Source organism: Nonomuraea sp. 3-1Str (assembly GCF_031570565.1).
In the GTDB taxonomy this organism is placed as follows: Bacteria; Actinomycetota; Actinomycetes; order Streptosporangiales; family Streptosporangiaceae; genus Nonomuraea.
In genome coordinates, this window is sequence record NZ_JALHBK010000013.1 from 37,855 (window position 1) to 54,800 (window position 16,946).

Sequence of the window (16,946 nt, forward strand, 5' to 3'; positions counted from 1 at the left end):
GCTGGCCGTGTCGGGTAACCGGGTCGCGCGCACCCTGGTCGGGGTGCTCGCGGGCGCGGCCTTGGGCGTCGCCGAGCTGCTCTTCCTCTGCGTGGCCTGGCCGGCGTCCCTGTTCGCGTCCACGCGGCCCGCCGCCGAGCGAGGCCTGGCCCGGCTGACGGCACTCGAACGCCGGCGGCTGTCCCGGTGGCTCGGCCACGACGCCGAGCCGGGAGGCGGCGGCTACGGTTACCTGGCCGCGCGCGCCGCCCTGGGGGTGGTGGCGGGGTACGTCCTGGCGGCCGGCATGTTCCTCACCGGTCTGCTGCTGGCCGGAGGGCTGTGGGCCGTGGCCACAGGCCAGGGCGAGCCCGTGGCGGTCAACCTGCCCGGCGTGCGACTGGTCACCGACACCGCCGTCCTCGGGCTGTCCAACGCGGCGTTCCTGCTGGTCCTGCTCGCGGCCGCGGCCGCCGTCGCGGGCGCCGGCGAGCGGCGGCTGGCCGGTCGTTTCCTCGGGCCGGGCCGGCAGGAGGTGATGCGCAGGCGCATCGCCGAGCTGACCGCGACCCGCTCGGGCATCGTCCGGGCCGTGGACGACGAGCGGCGCCGGATCGAGCGCGACCTGCACGACGGCGTGCAGCAGCGGGGCGTGGCGCTGGCCATGCTGCTGGGCCGCGCCCGGCACAGCGCCGACCCCGCCAGAACCGGGGAGCTCGTCGGCCAGGCGTACACCGAGTCGCGCCGGCTCCTGGACGAGCTGCGCAGCGTCGCCTGGCGGATCTACCCGACCGCGCTGGACGAGCTGGGCCTGCGCGCGGCCCTCGCGGGCGTGGCCGAGCGGTCGGGCGGGCCGGTGACCGTGCACTACGGGCTGGCCGGGCGGCCCGTGTCCGAGGTGGAGACGGCCCTGTACTTCGTCGCCCGCGAGGCGATCACCAACGCGATCAAGCACGCCGGCGCGGGTGACATCCTGGTCGTGCTGAGCGAGGACGAGGAGACGGTCAGCGTGGCGATCTCGGACGACGGCGCGGGCGGCGCGGACCCCTCGGGCGGCGGGCTGTCCGGCCTGGCCAGGCGGGTCCTGGCGCTCGACGGGTCGTTCGCCGTCGACAGCCCGCCGGGCGGCCCCACCAGGATCACGGCGACGCTGCCCAAGGAGGCGCCGTGCGGGTGATCCTGGCCGACGACTCGGTGCTGCTCCGCGAGGGCCTGGGCCGGCTGCTCGACGACGCCGGTCACCAGGTCGTCGCCGCCGTCGGGGACGCGCCGGCGCTGCTCGCCGCCGTCGAGGAGCACCGCCCCGACGTGGCCGTGGTCGACGTGCGCATGCCGCCGACGCACACCGACGAAGGGCTGCGGGCGGCACTGGAGATCCGCGAACGCCTCCCGGACGTCGCCGTGCTCGTCCTGTCGCAGTACGTGGAGAAGACGTACGCCGCCACGCTCCTGGCCGGGCACACCGAGGGGCTGGGCTACCTGCTGAAGGACCGGGTCTCGGAGGTGGCCGACTTCCTGGACTCGCTGGAGCGGGTACGGGCGGGCGGCACGGTCGTGGACCCCGAGGTGGTCCGTCAGCTGCTCGCCCGCACCACCCACGCCGACCCGCTGAGCAGGCTCAGCCCGCGCGAGACGGAGGTGCTGCGCCACCTCGCGCAGGGCTACGTCAACACGGCGATCGCCGAGCGCCTGCACGTGTCGCTGAGCACGGTGGAGAAGCACATCAACGCCATCACGGAGAAGCTGGACCTGCCGCGCGATCCCGGCTACAGCCGCAGGGTGCTGGCCATTCTGCGCTACCTCGACCATTGACGGGGTTTCGGCAGTCCTGTGGGAAGAACCACGGGATATGGCCCTGAGCTGCTGTTACATGCTCTTGCTGAGCGTTACGCCGACTTGTCGGCCGTGACCGCGAGAAGGCTTCGCAGGCCTTCGGCGTAGCTGTTGGCATCGAGCTCCAGCAGTGCCCGCTGGACGATGAACCCGTGGATGCTGCCGAGCAGGACGCCCGCCAGATGCTCGGATGAGACCGCGACCGGGGCAAGGCCGCGGCGCTGGTGAGCCTCGATGAGCTGGACGAACCACAGCTTGACGGGAGCGATGGCGTCAGTGAAGAGCGAGGCCATCGCCGGATTGCGCAGGGCTTCGCCCCAGATCTGGATGGCGAGCCGGGGGGTGCCGTCTTCGGCGTCCAGTCGTTCGATGGCGCGCAGGATCTCAGTGAGGGCCTCCAGGAGCGTGGGCGGCTCATCGAGGAGGGGCCGTTCGAATGCGGTGGTCACCTCGGCCAAGGTGGCTTCCACGATGGCCAGCACGATGGCGTCCTTGCTGGGGAAATAGCGGTAGAGGTTCCCGGCCGACATCTGCGCTTCGCGCAGGATGTCCTGCATGGACGTGGCATGGAAGCCGTTGGCGAGAAAGCAGCGGCGTGCGGCTGTCAGGACGTGCTGACGGCGCGCGCTGGCTGCATTTGGTGAGGCTGACACGCTTCCGAGCTTGGAATGAACGTTCGCTCTTGTCAACTCCGCCGAGAATGTGCTTTCGTGAGAATGAACGTTCCTTCTCAAGGATGGGCCATGAACGATCTGAACCCCGTTGTCACCACCGGTCAGGGCAGCCTCCAGGGAAGCTGGGACGGGCGGGTGGCCTCCTTCCTCGGCGTGCCCTTCGCCGCCGCGCCCGTCGGCGACCTGCGCTTCGCCGCACCGCAACCCCACGCCCGCTGGCAAGGGATCCGACCGGCCACCGCCTTCGGCCCGGCCGCTCCGCAACCACCCGCCAACCCGGACAAGCCGGTGGACGCGATGCAGCTACTGACCGGCTCGCCGTCACTGGCCCAAGCCGAGGACAACTGCCTCACCTTGAACATGTGGACGCCGGGCCTCACCGGCTCACCTCGTGCCGTGCTGGTGTGGATTCATGGCTCCGGCTGGCTCAGCGGCGCCAGCGCCTGGCCCGGCTATCACGGCCAGAATCTGGCGGCGGCCGAAGACATCGTCGTCGTCACAGCGAACTACCGGCTCGGGCCGCTGGGTTTCCTGCGCGTCCCCGGCGTCGCCGAGGGCAACATGGGGTTCCTGGACGTCGTGGCCGCACTGCGTTGGGTGCGGGAGAACATCGCTGACTTCGGCGGTGACCCCGATCGTGTCACCGTGGCAGGTCAGTCCGGCGGCGCGGTGACCTCGGTGGCGCTCCTGACCTCGCCGTCGGCATCCGGCCTGTTTCGCCGGGTCTTCGCCCAAAGCGGTCCCATCGGCATCCCGATGCCCTCGCCGGCCGAAGCCGAACAGACCGGAGCGGAGTACATGAACGTCCTTGGCCTGACACCGGCGACAGCCCATCGGCTGCGAGACCTGCCGGCCGAACAGCTGGTCACCGGCTACCAGCAGCTCGTCGCCGGCGGTGGCCGGCGCCGCATCGGCGCACCGGCCCCGCCGATGCACCCGATCGCCGGCGGCCCGGGCCTGCCCACGCCTGTGCTCTCGGCCCTGGCCGACGGGGCGGGCAGCGGCATCGACGTTCTCCTCGGCGCCACCGCCGAGGAGATGAACCCCTTCCTCGCCATCGACCCGTCCGCCGCGGCCATCACCCGCGAGGCCGTCCTGCAGATCCTGGAACGGCTGGCGCCTGGCCCAGCTGGAGGAGACGTCTACGACCACTACGCGGACCGGCGCCCGGGGGCCACTCCGTCCCAGGTCCTGGCCGACATCACCACCGACCGTCTGGTCAGGCTGCCGGCTCTTCAAGTCGCCGAGGCCCGCGCCCGACACGGGCATCCCGGCTACGTCTACCAGGTGGATTGGCGATCCCCTGGCCTGGGCGCCTGCCACACCGTGGACATCCCGCTGTTGTTGGACAACCTCCCCGCGTGGTCGGCGTCCCCCATGTTCCGCGGCGTCGACCCGGTCACCGTTGAACCGATCGGCAGCACCTTCCGCCGGGCCGTGGCAGCGTTCGTACGCACCGGGAATCCCAACACTCAGGGCGTCCCCGTGTGGGAGGCGTATACCCCGGCCGATCGCCGTACCATGTGCTTCGACACCCTGACCATCGCCTTGGGCGACCCGGCCCGTGGTGAACGCCGGCTCTTGCCCGCCCCCATCCAGGACCTGGCCGGGCAGCCCGAAGCACCTCAAGCGGATGACGCCGGCCGGTGAACACCCCACGGGAGACATACGCTCGCGGCTCGGGTGATCCTGAGCCGCTAAGCGGCTCCAGCCAGCCGTTGCCTGGCCGCCCCGCACGACTGGCGGTCCTTACCGCCGTGCTGCCGTGTTTGGCAGCCCTGGCCTTCGGGATCTTCAATGGCGCATCCGTCAGTGACATGCGGCCGCACCACATGCCACTGGGCATCTCTGGCCCGGCCGACTTCACCGATGACCTGACCAGACTCCTGGCTGCCAACGGGTCGGACGCCTTCGACGTGCGGTCCTACGCCATTGCCGCGGCAGCCGAAGACGCGGTGCGTGACCGGGAGGTGGTAGCCGCCATCTCCGCGGAGTCGGGCGCGCTGGTGGCTGTCATCGCCGGCGGCGAGGGCCCCAAGATCAGCCAAGGCATCACGGCCCTGGCTCAGCAGACCGCCTCGGAGACAGGACTGCCGCTGCGGACCCATGACGTGGCCCCGCTTCCCGAGGACGATCCCCAGGGCATCACCCTGGCAACGCTGCTCGGCTGCCTGCTCATCCCGGGCATCGTCGGCATCATAGCTTTCAGCGTGATCGCCAAGCAGGTGTCCGTTGTGGCCCGGGCTATCCTGCTTCCCGTGGCAGCGGGACTGGCCGGACTGGCGGCAGTCACCCTGCTCGGCCCCGGCTTCAACGTGCTGTCAGGAAACCTCTGGCAGATGACCGCGCTGGCGGCGCTCTATCTCACCGCCATCATCGCCGCGGGGCTGGGAATGGTGCGTGTGCTGGGCATGCCCGGAATCGCCGTTGTCGCGCTGACCACTATGACCTTGGGCAACGCCACGAGTGGCGCGAGCACAACGGGCTGGTTCCTGCCCCACTGGATGAGCGTTATCGGGCCGTTCCTCCCACCGAACGCGTTCATCGCTACGGGACGCAGCCTTCTCTACTTCCACGGCGTCGGCCTGACACGTCCTCTTGTCGTACTACTCGCCTGGGTGGCCGTAGGCTACCTTCTCATCGCGGTCGGCAGCCTGCCTCAACGGCGGGCCACAGCAACCACACCTGCCCTGCCCCCTGCACGGAAGGCAGGGTAGGACCACCGTGCTCGTCCGTCCGGACGGGTACATCGCCGAACTCCACCACTGAATTCCGCCGTCCTGACCGCGCCTGAATCTCGAGGAAGGCCCCGTCGAGGGAAGGCCGGCGTCGCCGGCGTGCACCGCACGCTCAGGGCTCGGCTCTTCCGGTGGCCCAGGCCCAGGCGGCGATGGCGACCCGGTTCCTGGCGCCGATCTTGTCGTGGATCGAGGCGATGTGGTTCTTCACGGTGCCCGGGGAGAGGAAGAGCTCCGCGGCGATCTCGGCGTTGGTCCTGCCGTGCGCGACCATGGCCACGATCTGGTCCTCTCGCTCGGTGAGGACGACATGTGGCGACTCCTGCGGCACGCCGCGCCGCCGCAGCAGCCGGACGGTGAGTTGCGGGCTGATGAGCACGTCGCCGTTCATGGCCGCCCGGATCGCCTCGATGAGCAGCGTGGGTCCGGAGCGTTTCAGGATGAACCCGGCGGCGCCGTGGTGCAGGGCGGCGTGGACGTACTCGTCGAGCCCGAACGTGGTGACGACCACGACGTGGATGCCGGTCCCGGCCAGGGCCCGGGTCACCTCGATGCCGTCGGCGCGCGGCATGCGGATGTCGGCGAGCACCACGTCGGGTTTGATCGTCTTCGCGGTGTCGATCGCGGCGCGGCCGTCGGCGGCCTCGGCGACGACGGTCATGTCCGGCTGGGCGTCGAGGATCATGCGGAAGGCGGCGCGGATGCCTTCCTGGTCGTCGGCGATGAGGATTCGGGTGACCACTCCGGCGATTGTGCCAGCGGCAGGCGGGCCGTCAGCGACCACCCGTCCGGCAGCGCCCGCGTCGTCAGCTCGCCGCCCTGCTCCGCCACGAGCGCGGCCAGGCCGGGCAGGCCGGACCCGCCCCGCCGGCGGCTTCTCGTGCGGGCGACGCCGTCGTTGGTCATCGTGATCTCCAGGACTCCGGCCGAGGCGCCGACGCGCAGGTCGACGTGCCCGGCCCGCGGCGCATGCCGCCGGACGTTGGTCAGCCCTTCGATCACCACCCGGTAGGCCAGCGCCGCGGTCTCCACCGGAACCGTCACGGCCGGGTCCATGCGCAGGCTGACCCGCGTGGGGCCGACGGCGGAGAACCGCTCGGCCGCCTCGGCGATGCCGCCCAGATCGCCGACGGGGCCGAGGGGCCGGTCGTGGTGCAGCATGTCGAGCGTGCGGTCCAGCATCGACAGGGCCCGCTGGCCCGCGGCCTCGACGCGTTCGAGAGCCCGCAGCGGATCGCCCGCCACACCGCCCGCCTGGGCATGCGCCACCATCTCGCCGATGTCGTGGGCGACGAAGTCGTGCAGGTCCCGGGCCAGTCGCAGCCGCAGAGCGGTGCGCGTGTCGGCCACCGCCCGCTCCTGCCGTACGTCGAGGGAGCGCAGGTAGGCGCCCACGGCGGCGGCCGCCAACGCCCCCAGCCCCCAGAACGCGCACACGCCCACTGCCTCCAGCGGCGAGGCGGGCGTGAACACGCGCAGCAGCCAGCCGGCCGCGGCCAGACCCGCCGCCGACGAGGCGAGCACGGCCTGCCGGAGGGGGGAGTACCGGACGACCAGGCCGACCAGCACCATCAGCGCCACGCTCTCGGCCATCCCCAGCGCTCCGGCGCTCGACGGGGCCCGCGTCGCGCCGCTGACGTGGGCCGCCGTGACGGCCAGGGACACGCTCGCGGCCAGGAGGGCCGGCGCGGCCAGACGCGGCCTGAGCCGGGGCCGCGACAGCCCGGCCGCGGCCACCGCGACGGCGACCAGCACGGGCACCGCCTCCGACATCAGGGTGAAGGCCCATGTCACGTCCACCCGATGAAGATACGCGCACCGGACGGGCCACCCGCGAGTGCCGAACGGCACCTCTTCCGGCCTCCAGGGGTGCCGATCGGCATCTGGCTCACCAACCGGCCCCGCCATGAGGCTGATCACATGAAGACCTTCACCTCTGCCTGGCGACAGTATGCGGCGGCGTCGTGGGCGCTGGCCTACGGTGTGCTCGGCGCCGCATGGGCGCTGGGGACGCCGGGCTTCCCCTGGGGCGCCACCGACCCCGACCCCGACGGGGCGCTGTCGATCCTGGCCGGCACGACACCGGGCTTCGGCTGGTGGATCGCCGCCTTCTGTCTCCTCATCGCGGTGACGGCGCTGGCGCTGACCCGCCGGAGCGGCCACCGTGCGCCGTTGTTCGTGGCCTGGCCCGTCGCCGCACTCCTGATCCTGGTGATTCCCGACTCCCGGCTGATGATGGGCGTCGCCTACACGCCGCTGCTGCTGGCCGCCCCCGTCCTCGGGTGGGGCCTGGGCGGTGCGACCTTCGCCGACGCCTGGCCGTGGCCGGTGCTCAACCAGCTCGTGTGCGTGCTGGGCGGCCTGCTGCTGGCCGCCGCCGCGCTGGCCTACGAACGTGACCGGGGGCGCAGGAGCTGGTTCACCCCGCAGCGCGGGCGTGTCGCGGTGTACGTGGCGGTCGTGGTGCCGCTGGTGTACTGCGCCACCCGGTGGGCGTGGGCGCTGGGCGTTCCTCTCGGGGTGAGCAAGGCGTTCCTGGCCGAGGGCGAGGGCGGCCTGTGGCTGGCGGGCGCCTATCTGGCGACATTCGGCGCGTTCGGCGGCGTGCTCACCCTCGGGCTCACCCAGCGGTGGGGCGAGATCTTTCCCCGCTGGATCCCCGGGCTCCGCGGCAGACGGGTGCCGCCGCTGCTCGCGGTCGTCCCGGCCGGGTTCGTCTCGATCATCATCACCGTGGCCGGGCTCACCTATCTCCGCTGGACGATCGCCGGCCGGTTCGCCCTGGAGGAATGGGGAGCCTGGCTGCCGGAGTGCTTCTGGCCGATCTGGGGCGCCGCGCTGGCCACCGCCACCGTCTCCTACCACCGGCGTCGCCGGCAGACCACAGCCGAGGTGGCCGCCGGCCATGCTCCTCCGACCGGTAGGAGCCTCAGCCGAACGTGACGGCGCGGCGGCCACCTCTGTGCGGTCAGGTGCGACGGCCGGCCCGCGTCTGTCAGGCGACGCCCAGGACGAGCTTGCCGCGGGTGCGGCCCTCCTCGCCGCGCCGGTGCGCCTCGGCGGCCTGTTCGAGCGGGAGGACGGCCTCCACCTCGATCGCCGCCTCGCCCCGGTCGATGAGGCCGGCGATGTGGGCCAGCCCCGGCCCGTCGGGCTCGACCAGGAACGGGGTCGCGCGGACGCCCGCCGCATGGGCCCGCTCCATCAGCTCGGGGGAGATCCCCGACGGGACCGCCACCAGCAGGCCGCCGGGGCGCAGCACGCCCAGCGACCGCGTGCTGGTGTGGTCGTGCCCGTCGCCCACCAGGTCGATGACCACGTCCACGTCGGCCACCGCGTCCTCGAAGCGGGTGGTGGTGTAGTCGATCGTCTCCTCGGCGCCGAGCTTGCGCAGCCACTCGTGCTTGGCGGCGCTCGCGGTCGTGATGACGTGCGCGCCCAGGTGGCGGGCGAACTGCACGGCCAGGTGGCCGACGCCGCCCGCGCCGGCGTGGACGAGCACCCGCTGCCCCGCCTGGACGCCGGCGGTGTCGGTCAGGACCTGCCAGGCGGTCAGAGCCGCCAGCGGTACGGCGGCCGCCCGCAGGTGGTCCAGCGTCGCGGGCTTGCGGGCGAACTGGCGGGCCGGGGCGGTGACGTACTCGGCGTAGGCGCCGGCCGCGCGCGGGAACCACGGCATCCCGTACACCTCGTCGCCCGGCTTCCAGACGGTCACGCCGAACCCGACCTCCTCGACCACCCCGGAGACGTCCCAGCCCAGGACGAACGGCGGCTGGCCGAGCACCCCCGCCATGCCGCCGCCGGAGCGGGTCTTCCAGTCCACCGGGTTGACCCCGGCGGCGTGCACCCGTACCAGTACCTCGGTGGGCAGCGGTTCGGGGCGGGGGACGCGGACCGGCTCCAGCACCTCGGGACCGCCGAACGCGGACTGGCTGATCGCTCGCATGGTGGGCGTCGACATGCTGCTTCTCCTCGCTTGTTGTGCTTGGTGCGACGATCCCGGAAGCTATCCGTCAGGCGGTAGTAACCCGCAAGGGGGATTACTATCTGTTGGGTAGTACGAGAGGAGCCCCAGCCGTGATCCTGCGATGCCCCACAGGGGAGCACGACCGCCACGACGTCTACTCCGCGCTCTGCCCCTGCCGCGACGTGCTGGATCTGCTGTCCAACAAGTGGTCCACGCTGGCGATCGGCGCCCTGGAGGACGGGCCGCAGCGCTTCGGCGAGCTGCAACGGCAGCTTCAGGGCGTCAGCCCCAAGGTGCTGACCCAGACGCTGCGGCGGCTGGAGGAGGCGGGCTTCGTGGACCGCACCGTGTACCCCGCCGTGCCGCTGCACGTGGAGTACGCGCTGACCGAGCTGGGCCGCAGCGTGACCGTGCCGCTCGGGATGCTGCGCTCCTGGGTGGAGCAGCACCTGCACGAGATCCCCGCCCTGTCGTAGGGATGCCGGACTTGGCGCGAGAGGCTATTCCTTCTGGGTCAGCTGTTGTCGTAGGAGATCGTGACGGAAGTAGTACAGGTCGCCGACCTGTCTGAGCACGCCGCGCCGGTGGCCGTCTTCGATGAACGTGGCCACTCGCCAGGGCAGGCGGCCGGATGCGGCGAGCACGGCGCGAGCCAGGAAGAGGCGGAGCCGGAAGGCGGACAGGACGGACAGAGCGACTACGGTCACGAGGGAGGCCAGAGCCAGCGCGTCCGAGGAGATGGACGGCCGGGTGACGGCCGTGTGCACGACGGCGATGTCAAGCAGCCCCACCTGTAAGGCGATCAAGCCGCGGGAAAGCGTCACTTGAAGCCAGAGCGCTGCCCCCAGCGCAATGACGACCCCCTGATCGGCTCGCAGGCCGGCGCCCATCGTGAAAAGACCGAGGACGAAGGCGAAGAAGGCCGATGCCGCGATCCACGACATCATCAGGCTCGAGGGGGGCGGCTCCTGACAGTCTTTGACGAAGACGTAGACGAAGGTGGCCATGGCCATGGCCGTTCCAAGGAGAGCGCCCCCGACGGGGCCTGCCGCCACGTCGAAGGCCGTGCCGACGCACAACCCTGACAGGAGACCGAGGATCAGGCCGTAGACCCAAGAGGGGACGAGGTCGATCAGCCCTGGCGACGAGATGCCCCGCCGACCGCAGTGCCGGGCCAGGAAGGACAGCCAGTGACGCGCGGCGTCCGGGTGCCAGGCGAGGCTGGGCTGCTCATACGCGCTGGAGCGGCTCGGGCTGCCGGACCGGCCGCGCCCGTGGTGGCCGGCGGAGCCGGAGTAGAGGGCCGGCACAAGCTCTCTGAGGAGATGGACCTCGAGATCGCGTCTGGTCGTGAAGGTGAGCAAGTGGTCGGGATTCGCCGCCCGTTCGGCGTAGGCCACACGGGCCAGGGACAGGGCCAGCGGAGTCGACAGGCCGCGGGCGAGTTCGCCTTCCGGGTCAGCGGTCAGTTCGGCGAACACCTTGGACCATCCCGGCAGCCGGGCGGGTTTCGTGGTGATGGTCAGGTAGTCACGGATGGCGGCCACGTCGAGCGGCTTGATCTCGATGGCGGCCGCTGCCGTCAGGACATCCGCCTGCTGGGAGTCGATCGTGGCCAGGTATTCTGCGGTACGGCTGGTCAGGACAAGGGGATGCCTGGCGCTGAAGGCAGCGTTGATCTGGGTGAGAGCCAGCTCCCGTTCGGAGGCGGGCATCTCGTCAAGGCCGTCCAGGATGAGCAGGAGCCGGTCCAGGGACAGCGGCTCGGCGGGGTCGTAGTCGTAGTCCTTCACCAGACGGGCGTAGATCCAGCCGACGATGGGCCGGCTGGAGGGTGTCCACGTCGAGAGCCGCAGGATGACGGGGACGGGGCCGCCTTGTTCGCGGGCGGACAGGCAGGCCAGGGCGAAGCGCATCACCAGCGAGGTTTTGCCGGAGCCGGGCTCACCGAGCACGACCAAACGTGTCCGCGGCAGTTTGGTGTGAATGGTGCGATAAAGGTCGTCCAGGCTGCCGTCGAGGTCGATGGGCAGGTCATCGCCGCCGATGACACGCCAGTGGTCGCTGACAGGCGGGCCGACCGTACGCCAGGAGACGGGCAGAGGCTCCGGGTCCAGGAGGCGCTGCCGCAGCTCCTCCGACTTCCATACCTGCTCGACCTTGGCGGCCAGCCGTTCGGCATGAGCCGCCATGGCGTCCGCCTCCGGCTCGGCCACGTCCAACGTACCGAGGTCGCCGCCGCGCTTGGCTCTCTGTCGTAACCAACCGATCATCGCCGCCACGGCGACCAGGGCGGTGACGACGAAGCTGAAAATGCTGGCCCACTGGTCGGCGTACTCACGGCCCTGAGAGACGAAGAGCACGGCCACAGCGATGGTCAGGAATGGCACGAGGATGGACGTGGCGACCAGTGCCCACCAGTACCACCCACGAAAGTCCGAGTTTGAGCGCGCCACGCGAGCCGACACTACTAGGAGCGGCGCGGCGGTCAGAATGTGGCGATCGGGTTGACCGGGCTGCCGGACGTACCGGCGAGGCGGACCGGCGCGACCGCGAGGTGGAAGTCCCACTGGCCGAGCTCGGCGGCCGTCGTCGCGCACGCCTCCAGGTCGCAGTTGTCGAGCAGCCACAGACCCATCGCGACGAGGCCCACGGTGTGAACCGGCATCGCCATGTCTTCGTACCCCGACGGCTGAACGTCCTGGGGGGTGTCAGCGCCGATCAGCGCGACCTGCCGTTCATGCAGCCACGGCAGGCAGGACGCGTGCCACCCGGCCTGCGTGAAACCGCCGGCCGCACCGGCCTCGTGCCGGACGCGGCCGTAGCCGGTCCGCAGGAGTACCGCATCGCCGGATCGCACCCGCACACCCTGGCGACGCTCGGCCTCCTCGAGATCGTCGGGATGCACACCCTGCCCCGGTTCCAACCACGGCACATCGCGGACCTTCGCGATGTCCAGCAGGACGCCACGCGTGATGATCCCGTTCGCCGCCGCCGTGACGGCCGCCCACGCCGATCCCGTCGCGGCGTCGACCATCGAGTGCGACCGCCCGTTGTACATCGTGCCGTCCCAGAAGATGTGGCACGGCGAGTCGACATGGGTGACGGTGTTGCCGTGGAACGTGATGCCGAGTCGCTCGGACGAATAGCCCCAGTGCCGGTCGTTGCGGAATCCGGGCAGCGGCATGTTCTCGGCACCCGGCATGTCGGCGGCGCACGGGCACGTCGTCGTCGACCGCTCCATCTCCTCCGGCACGGCGACCTCCCACGCGCACGACACGCTCCTGCCGTGGCGCACGGCGCGCGCCGCCGCCAGCCGGACGTCGTCGGTGATGTGGTTCAGAGTGCCGAGCTCGTCGTCGTCGCCCCACCGTCCCCAGTTCGACAGCGTGTCGAAGTACCCGAGCACGTCGTCCTGCGTGGGCATCGGTCGCTCTGCGGTCATCCCAGCATCGACTCCTCCGGTCACGCGGCTCGAGGCACCGCGGGCACGGTGTCCCGCCCTCTCCTTTGACCTGCCAGGGCCCCCTGGAGCCGGCACGATACTAGATCAACGGGCCGGCCGCGTCCACGGACCGGGTGGCCGGCCGAGCAGATCGCAGCCTTGGTCAAGACCACCGAGACGCCCGCCCGGCCCGACGCCGAACGCGAGCAGCTCGGCGAAGGCCGTGGTGAGCGGGTCGGGGCGGGTGCGGGTGTAGGCGGTGAGGGTGCGGCGTACCGGAGGGTCGGCGCGGAGCGCGACGCCGTCGAAGCCGGAGGGGATGATCGAGGCCGGCACGAGCGCGGGCCCCAGCCCGGCGGCTGCCAGCAGCGGCGCGGCGGAGGTCTGCTCGGCCCGCACGGCGACGCGCGGCTGGAATCCGGCGTCGGCGCAGGACCGGTCCAGGAGCTCGGCGAGCCCGTTGCCGGGGGCGAAGTGCACCCAGTCACGGTCGGCGAGGGCGCTCAGGGCGACGGGCCCGGGATGGGCGGCGAGGGGGTCGTCGGGGGGCAGGACGACGACGAACTCCTCGACGCCGAGGTCCCGGACCGGGCCCTCCCATCGAGCTGGGGCAGGGCCGATGGCGAGGTCGGCCTGTCCCGCGATCATCGCCTCTTCGAGCCGTACGGTGTGGGGGTACTCGCGCAGCCGGATCCGCACCTCCGGGTGGCGGCGCCGCCAGGCGCGCAGCACCGGGGGCAGGATGCCGAGGCTGACGGAGTAGACGGTGGCCACCTCCAGCTCCCCGCCGTCGAGCCCGGCCACGCGGCGGGCGGCGGCGTGGAGGCGCTGGGCGTCGTTGAGTGCGGCGCGGGCATGGGGGAGCACGGCCCTGCCCAGCGGGGTGAGGCGGACCGCCCGGGGGAGTCGTTCGAGAAGCGGGCCGCCCAGTGACGTCTCCAGCGCGCGGATCTGATGGGACAGCGCCGGCTGGGTGACGTGCAGCAGCTCCGCCGCCTGGGTGAAGGAACCCGTCTCGACCACCGTGACCAGGTATTCGAGCTGCCGCAAGGTTGCCATGAACAGATGTTATCGGCCCCATAGAAACCAAGCCTTGGACTTATCCGGCGAGGTCGGACAGGCTGGGGCCACGGGCCGCGACGCAGCACAGCGGCGGCCCGCCCCATCCCGATGACATGAGGAGCTCAGCCATGCCTGCACAGACCCTCGAAGGGCAGCGCCTGATCGTGGTGGGCGCCGGCTCGCGCACCGGCCGCCTGCTCGCCCGCACCGCCTCCGCCGCCGGCGCGGACCTCGTCCTGGCCGGGCCGGACCCGCGCAAGCTGGAGTGGACCGCCGGCGAGCTGGGCGGCAAGGCCGACGTGGTGCCGGTGGACCTCTCTGACGAGGACTCGGTCGCCGGCCTGGCCGCGCGGGCGGGCCGCTTCGACCACCTGGTGTCCACCGCCGCCATGCCCGCCAACGGCCCCCTGGCCGACCTCGACCTCGCCGCGGTGCGGCGCGCGTTCGACGCGAAGGTGATCGGCCCGCTGCTGCTGGCCAAGCACCTGGCGGGCCAGGTGGAGCGGGGCGGCTCGTTCACCTTCTTCTCCGGGGTCGCGGCCTGGCGGCCCGCCCCGGCCCGGACCGTGATGGCCACCACCAACGGCGCGCTGGCGTTCCTGGTCCAGGCCCTGGCGGTGGAGGTGGCGCCGGTGCGCGTGAACGCGGTCTCGCCCGGCATCGTCGACACCGGCTCCTGGGACGGGCTCGGCGCGGACAAGGAGGAGTTCCTGCGGGGTGTGGCCGCGCGCAACCCGGCCCGGCGCGTCGGCATGCCCGAGGACCTGGTGCATGCCGTGCTGTTCGCGATGGGCAACCCCTACGTCACCGGCACGGTGCTGCACGTGGACGGCGGCGGTCGGCTCGTCTGAAGCCGCCGCCCTCGATCAGCCCTCCTCGGCCGCGTGACGCGACGGGTCAGCGGGCCAGTTCTCCAGCATGATGTGCAGGCCGTCGAGGGCGCGCTCCCAGGACCTCCGCACCTCGCGGGAGTGGCTGAATCCGCCGTTGGCCTCCAGGCTGATGTAGCCATGGAAGGCGCTGCGCATCAGCCGGCCCGCGTCGGTCAGGTCGGGCTCGGCCAGCTTGTACGCGCGCAGCATCGCATGGGTCAGCTCGATGGTGCGCACGTAGGCGGTGGAGCGGGCGAGGACGGCCGGGTCCACCCGGACCGCCTGGGTCGCCGTGTAACGGCCGGGGTGGGCGAGCGCGTAGTCCCGGTAGGCGTTGGCGAACGCCACCATGGCCTCCTTGCCGGAGCGGCCCGCGACCGCCGCGGCGATGCGGTCGGCCAGCTCTCCCGCGGCCAGCATCGCGACTCGTTCCCGCAGGTCCTGCAGGTTTCTGAGGTGCGCGTACAGGCTCGCGTCCTTGACCCCGAAGTGCCGCGCCAGCGCGGAGACGGTGATGTTCTCGAACCCGACGGCGTCCGCCAGGTCCGCGGCCGCCTCCGTCACGCGCTCCGCTGTCAGTCCCGCACGAGCCATCGCCACCTCCACGCTTCCTAGGAGTATTAGGTAGTTGCATAATACTCCTAGGCATTGTAGCGTTCCGCGCCATGAAGCCAGCCAGTGAGCAGGAAATTCGCGCCTCGTTCGTCAATTGCTCCAAGGGAGAGGCCAAGCGGCTGCCGCTCCCACGGGACCTGACCGAGCAGCCCTGGGACGACCTTGACTTCCTCGGGTGGCGTGACTCCGGCGCGCCCGACCGCGGCTACCTCGTCACCGAGCGCGGCGGCGCCATCGTCGGGGTGGCGCTTCGCCTGGCCGCCAAGCAGCGCGGTCACCTCCACCGCGGCATGTGCTCCCTGTGCCTGACCACGCACCCCGGCAGCGGCGTCTCCCTGATGACCGCCCGGAGAGCGGGCCAGGCCGGCCGGGACAGCAACTCGGTCGGCGTGTACGTGTGCAGCGACCTCGCCTGCTCCCTGTACGTGCGCGGCAGGAAGACCCCGGACCTGGGCGGCCGGCTGGAGGAGTCCCTGACGGTGGAGGAGCAGGTCGATCGCACCAGGGCCAGGCTGTCGGCGTTCCTCGACAAGGTCATGGCGTGAACGGGGACCGCGCATCGGCGCCCGGCACCGCGGCGCGACCATCGGCGACGCACCGAGAGAAGGAGATCACCGTGAAGCACGACGGGTGGGCCGACGAACGGTTCGGAGCGGTCGCCGACGCGTTCGCCCGGAACTTCGCCGACTTCGACGAACTCGGCGCAGCCGTCACCGTGTTCGCCGGCGGGCGCAAGGTCGTGGAGTTGTGGGGCGGAGTCGCGGACGGGCGAACCGGCCGGCCGTGGACGCGGGACACGGTCGTCCCGGTCTTCTCCTGCGCCAAGGGCCTCGTCAGCGTATGCGCCCACCTCCTCGCGCAGGAAGGACGCCTGGATCTCGACGCCCCGGTGAGCAGGTACTGGCCCGAGTTCGCGCGGCACGGCAAGGAAGCCGTCACCTGTCGCATGGTCCTCGGGCACCGGGCAGGGCTGCCCGCCCTCGACCGGGTGCTCGGCTTCGAGGAGATCGCCGCCTGGACGCCGGTCGTCCATGCCATCGAGGAGCAGGAGCCGCTGTGGGAGCCGGGCACGGCGTACGAGTACCACGGCCACGTCTTCGGCTTCCTCATCGGTGAGGTCATCCGGCGCGTCACCGGGCTCACCCCCGGCGCGTACTTCCGCCGTGCCGTGGGGGAGCCGCTGGGGCTACGGGCCTGGATCGGCCTGCCCGCCGAGGAGATGGACGGCCGTGCCCGGCTCACCGAGGCCGAAGGGCGGCCTCCCATGCCAGGACCCGAACACCTGCTCACCCGCATCGTGACGATGAACGGCGCCCTGGTCTTCCCCGGCCTCGACGAGCCGCACGGCTGGAACGATCCGGCGCTGCTCGGCATGGAGCTGCCCGGAGCGGGTGCCACGGCGTCGGCGAGCGGCCTCGCCGGGCTGTACGCGGCGGCCGCCACCGGCGTCGAAGGTCACCAGCGGCTGCTCACGCCGGACAGCGTGACGGACGCGGTCCGTGAGGTCTCCTCCGGCAAGGGATGGCTGGGCTTCGACGCCGGGGCGCGCTGGGGCTCGGGCTTCCTCCTCGACTCGGCGTTCCGGCCGATGCTGGGGGAGCGCAGCTTCGGCAACGACGGAGCGGGCGGCCAGTTCGCCTTCGGTGACGACGAGTTCGGGGTGGGGTTCGCGTACGTCGCCAACCGCATGATCGGCCACGGCGACGCCCGCGCCGGCCGTCTGATCGCGGCCCTGCGCACGTGCCTGACCGGCGGTTGAGC

Annotated in this window: 17 protein-coding genes; 9 read left to right on the forward strand and 8 right to left on the reverse strand. The window is 71.7% G+C overall.

Annotated elements, in window-relative coordinates; translation table 11 throughout:
- Positions 1-7 precede the first annotated feature (7 nt).
- Together MTP10_RS21380 and MTP10_RS21385 are read left to right on the forward strand one after the other, a co-directional pair.
- On the forward strand, positions 8-1,156 hold the full coding sequence (locus tag MTP10_RS21380) for a histidine kinase (RefSeq protein ID WP_310711287.1): 1,149 nt from the start codon (positions 8-10) through the stop codon (positions 1,154-1,156).
- Complete coding sequence (locus MTP10_RS21385; protein ID WP_310711288.1) at positions 1,147-1,791, forward strand: response regulator transcription factor; 645 nt, start codon at positions 1,147-1,149, stop codon at positions 1,789-1,791. The genes MTP10_RS21380 and MTP10_RS21385 overlap by 10 nt, the downstream gene beginning before the upstream one ends.
- A gap of 74 nt (positions 1,792-1,865) precedes the next feature.
- Here MTP10_RS21385 and MTP10_RS21390 read toward each other — a convergent pair whose 3' ends face one another.
- Entirely contained in the window at positions 1,866-2,465 is a 600-nt protein-coding gene (locus tag MTP10_RS21390; protein WP_310711289.1) for a TetR/AcrR family transcriptional regulator, read from the reverse strand.
- A 90-nt stretch (positions 2,466-2,555) separates the two neighbouring features.
- Here MTP10_RS21390 and MTP10_RS21395 point away from each other — a divergent pair, with 90 nt between their 5' ends.
- The gene (locus MTP10_RS21395) at positions 2,556-4,136 is read left to right on the forward strand and encodes a carboxylesterase family protein (RefSeq protein ID WP_310711511.1); all 1,581 of its coding nucleotides are present in this window, start codon (positions 2,556-2,558) and stop codon (positions 4,134-4,136) included.
- 119 nt (positions 4,137-4,255) lie between these two features.
- Positions 4,256-5,203, forward strand: coding sequence for a hypothetical protein (locus MTP10_RS21400; RefSeq protein WP_310711290.1), 948 nt, complete (start codon positions 4,256-4,258; stop codon positions 5,201-5,203).
- 133 nt (positions 5,204-5,336) lie between these two features.
- Here MTP10_RS21400 and MTP10_RS21405 read toward each other — a convergent pair whose 3' ends face one another.
- Positions 5,337-5,966, reverse strand: coding sequence for a response regulator transcription factor (locus MTP10_RS21405; protein WP_310711291.1), 630 nt, complete (start codon positions 5,964-5,966; stop codon positions 5,337-5,339).
- Positions 5,906-7,024: a histidine kinase gene (locus MTP10_RS21410; RefSeq protein WP_310711292.1), complete on the reverse strand. Its 1,119-nt coding sequence runs from the start codon at positions 7,022-7,024 to the stop codon at positions 5,906-5,908. The genes MTP10_RS21405 and MTP10_RS21410 overlap by 61 nt, the downstream gene beginning before the upstream one ends.
- Before the next feature lie 120 nt (positions 7,025-7,144).
- Here MTP10_RS21410 and MTP10_RS21415 point away from each other — a divergent pair, with 120 nt between their 5' ends.
- The gene (locus MTP10_RS21415; RefSeq protein WP_310711293.1) at positions 7,145-8,167 is read left to right on the forward strand and encodes a hypothetical protein; all 1,023 of its coding nucleotides are present in this window, start codon (positions 7,145-7,147) and stop codon (positions 8,165-8,167) included.
- A 52-nt stretch (positions 8,168-8,219) separates the two neighbouring features.
- Here the strand turns inward: MTP10_RS21415 and MTP10_RS21420 are convergent, their stop codons facing one another.
- Positions 8,220-9,185, reverse strand: a complete 966-nt coding sequence (locus tag MTP10_RS21420) for an NADP-dependent oxidoreductase (protein ID WP_310711294.1) — start codon at positions 9,183-9,185, stop codon at positions 8,220-8,222.
- Between the two features lie 116 nt (positions 9,186-9,301).
- Here MTP10_RS21420 and MTP10_RS21425 point away from each other — a divergent pair, with 116 nt between their 5' ends.
- The gene (locus MTP10_RS21425) at positions 9,302-9,667 is read left to right on the forward strand and encodes a helix-turn-helix domain-containing protein (RefSeq protein ID WP_310711295.1); all 366 of its coding nucleotides are present in this window, start codon (positions 9,302-9,304) and stop codon (positions 9,665-9,667) included.
- A 24-nt stretch (positions 9,668-9,691) separates the two neighbouring features.
- On the opposite strand, the gene MTP10_RS21430 is transcribed toward MTP10_RS21425, so the two are convergent.
- The 3 genes from MTP10_RS21430 to MTP10_RS21440 all read right to left on the reverse strand — a co-directional run bounded on the left by MTP10_RS21430 (position 9,692) and on the right by MTP10_RS21440 (position 13,695).
- Positions 9,692-11,647, reverse strand: a complete 1,956-nt coding sequence (locus tag MTP10_RS21430; RefSeq protein WP_310711296.1) for an NACHT domain-containing protein — start codon at positions 11,645-11,647, stop codon at positions 9,692-9,694.
- Between the two features lie 32 nt (positions 11,648-11,679).
- Positions 11,680-12,636, reverse strand: a complete 957-nt coding sequence (locus tag MTP10_RS21435; protein ID WP_310711297.1) for a cyclase family protein — start codon at positions 12,634-12,636, stop codon at positions 11,680-11,682.
- Between the two features lie 105 nt (positions 12,637-12,741).
- Entirely contained in the window at positions 12,742-13,695 is a 954-nt protein-coding gene (locus tag MTP10_RS21440) for a LysR family transcriptional regulator (RefSeq protein ID WP_310711298.1), read from the reverse strand.
- Between the two features lie 131 nt (positions 13,696-13,826).
- Here MTP10_RS21440 and MTP10_RS21445 point away from each other — a divergent pair, with 131 nt between their 5' ends.
- Complete coding sequence (locus MTP10_RS21445; protein ID WP_310711299.1) at positions 13,827-14,549, forward strand: SDR family oxidoreductase; 723 nt, start codon at positions 13,827-13,829, stop codon at positions 14,547-14,549.
- 15 nt (positions 14,550-14,564) lie between these two features.
- Here the strand turns inward: MTP10_RS21445 and MTP10_RS21450 are convergent, their stop codons facing one another.
- Positions 14,565-15,164: a WHG domain-containing protein gene (locus MTP10_RS21450; RefSeq protein WP_310711300.1), complete on the reverse strand. Its 600-nt coding sequence runs from the start codon at positions 15,162-15,164 to the stop codon at positions 14,565-14,567.
- A gap of 71 nt (positions 15,165-15,235) precedes the next feature.
- Between MTP10_RS21450 and MTP10_RS21455 the strand changes: the two genes are divergently transcribed.
- The gene (locus tag MTP10_RS21455; protein WP_310711301.1) at positions 15,236-15,730 is read left to right on the forward strand and encodes an FBP domain-containing protein; all 495 of its coding nucleotides are present in this window, start codon (positions 15,236-15,238) and stop codon (positions 15,728-15,730) included.
- Between the two features lie 71 nt (positions 15,731-15,801).
- Entirely contained in the window at positions 15,802-16,944 is a 1,143-nt protein-coding gene (locus tag MTP10_RS21460; protein ID WP_310711302.1) for a serine hydrolase domain-containing protein, read from the forward strand.
- The last annotated feature ends 2 nt before the right edge of the window (positions 16,945-16,946 follow it).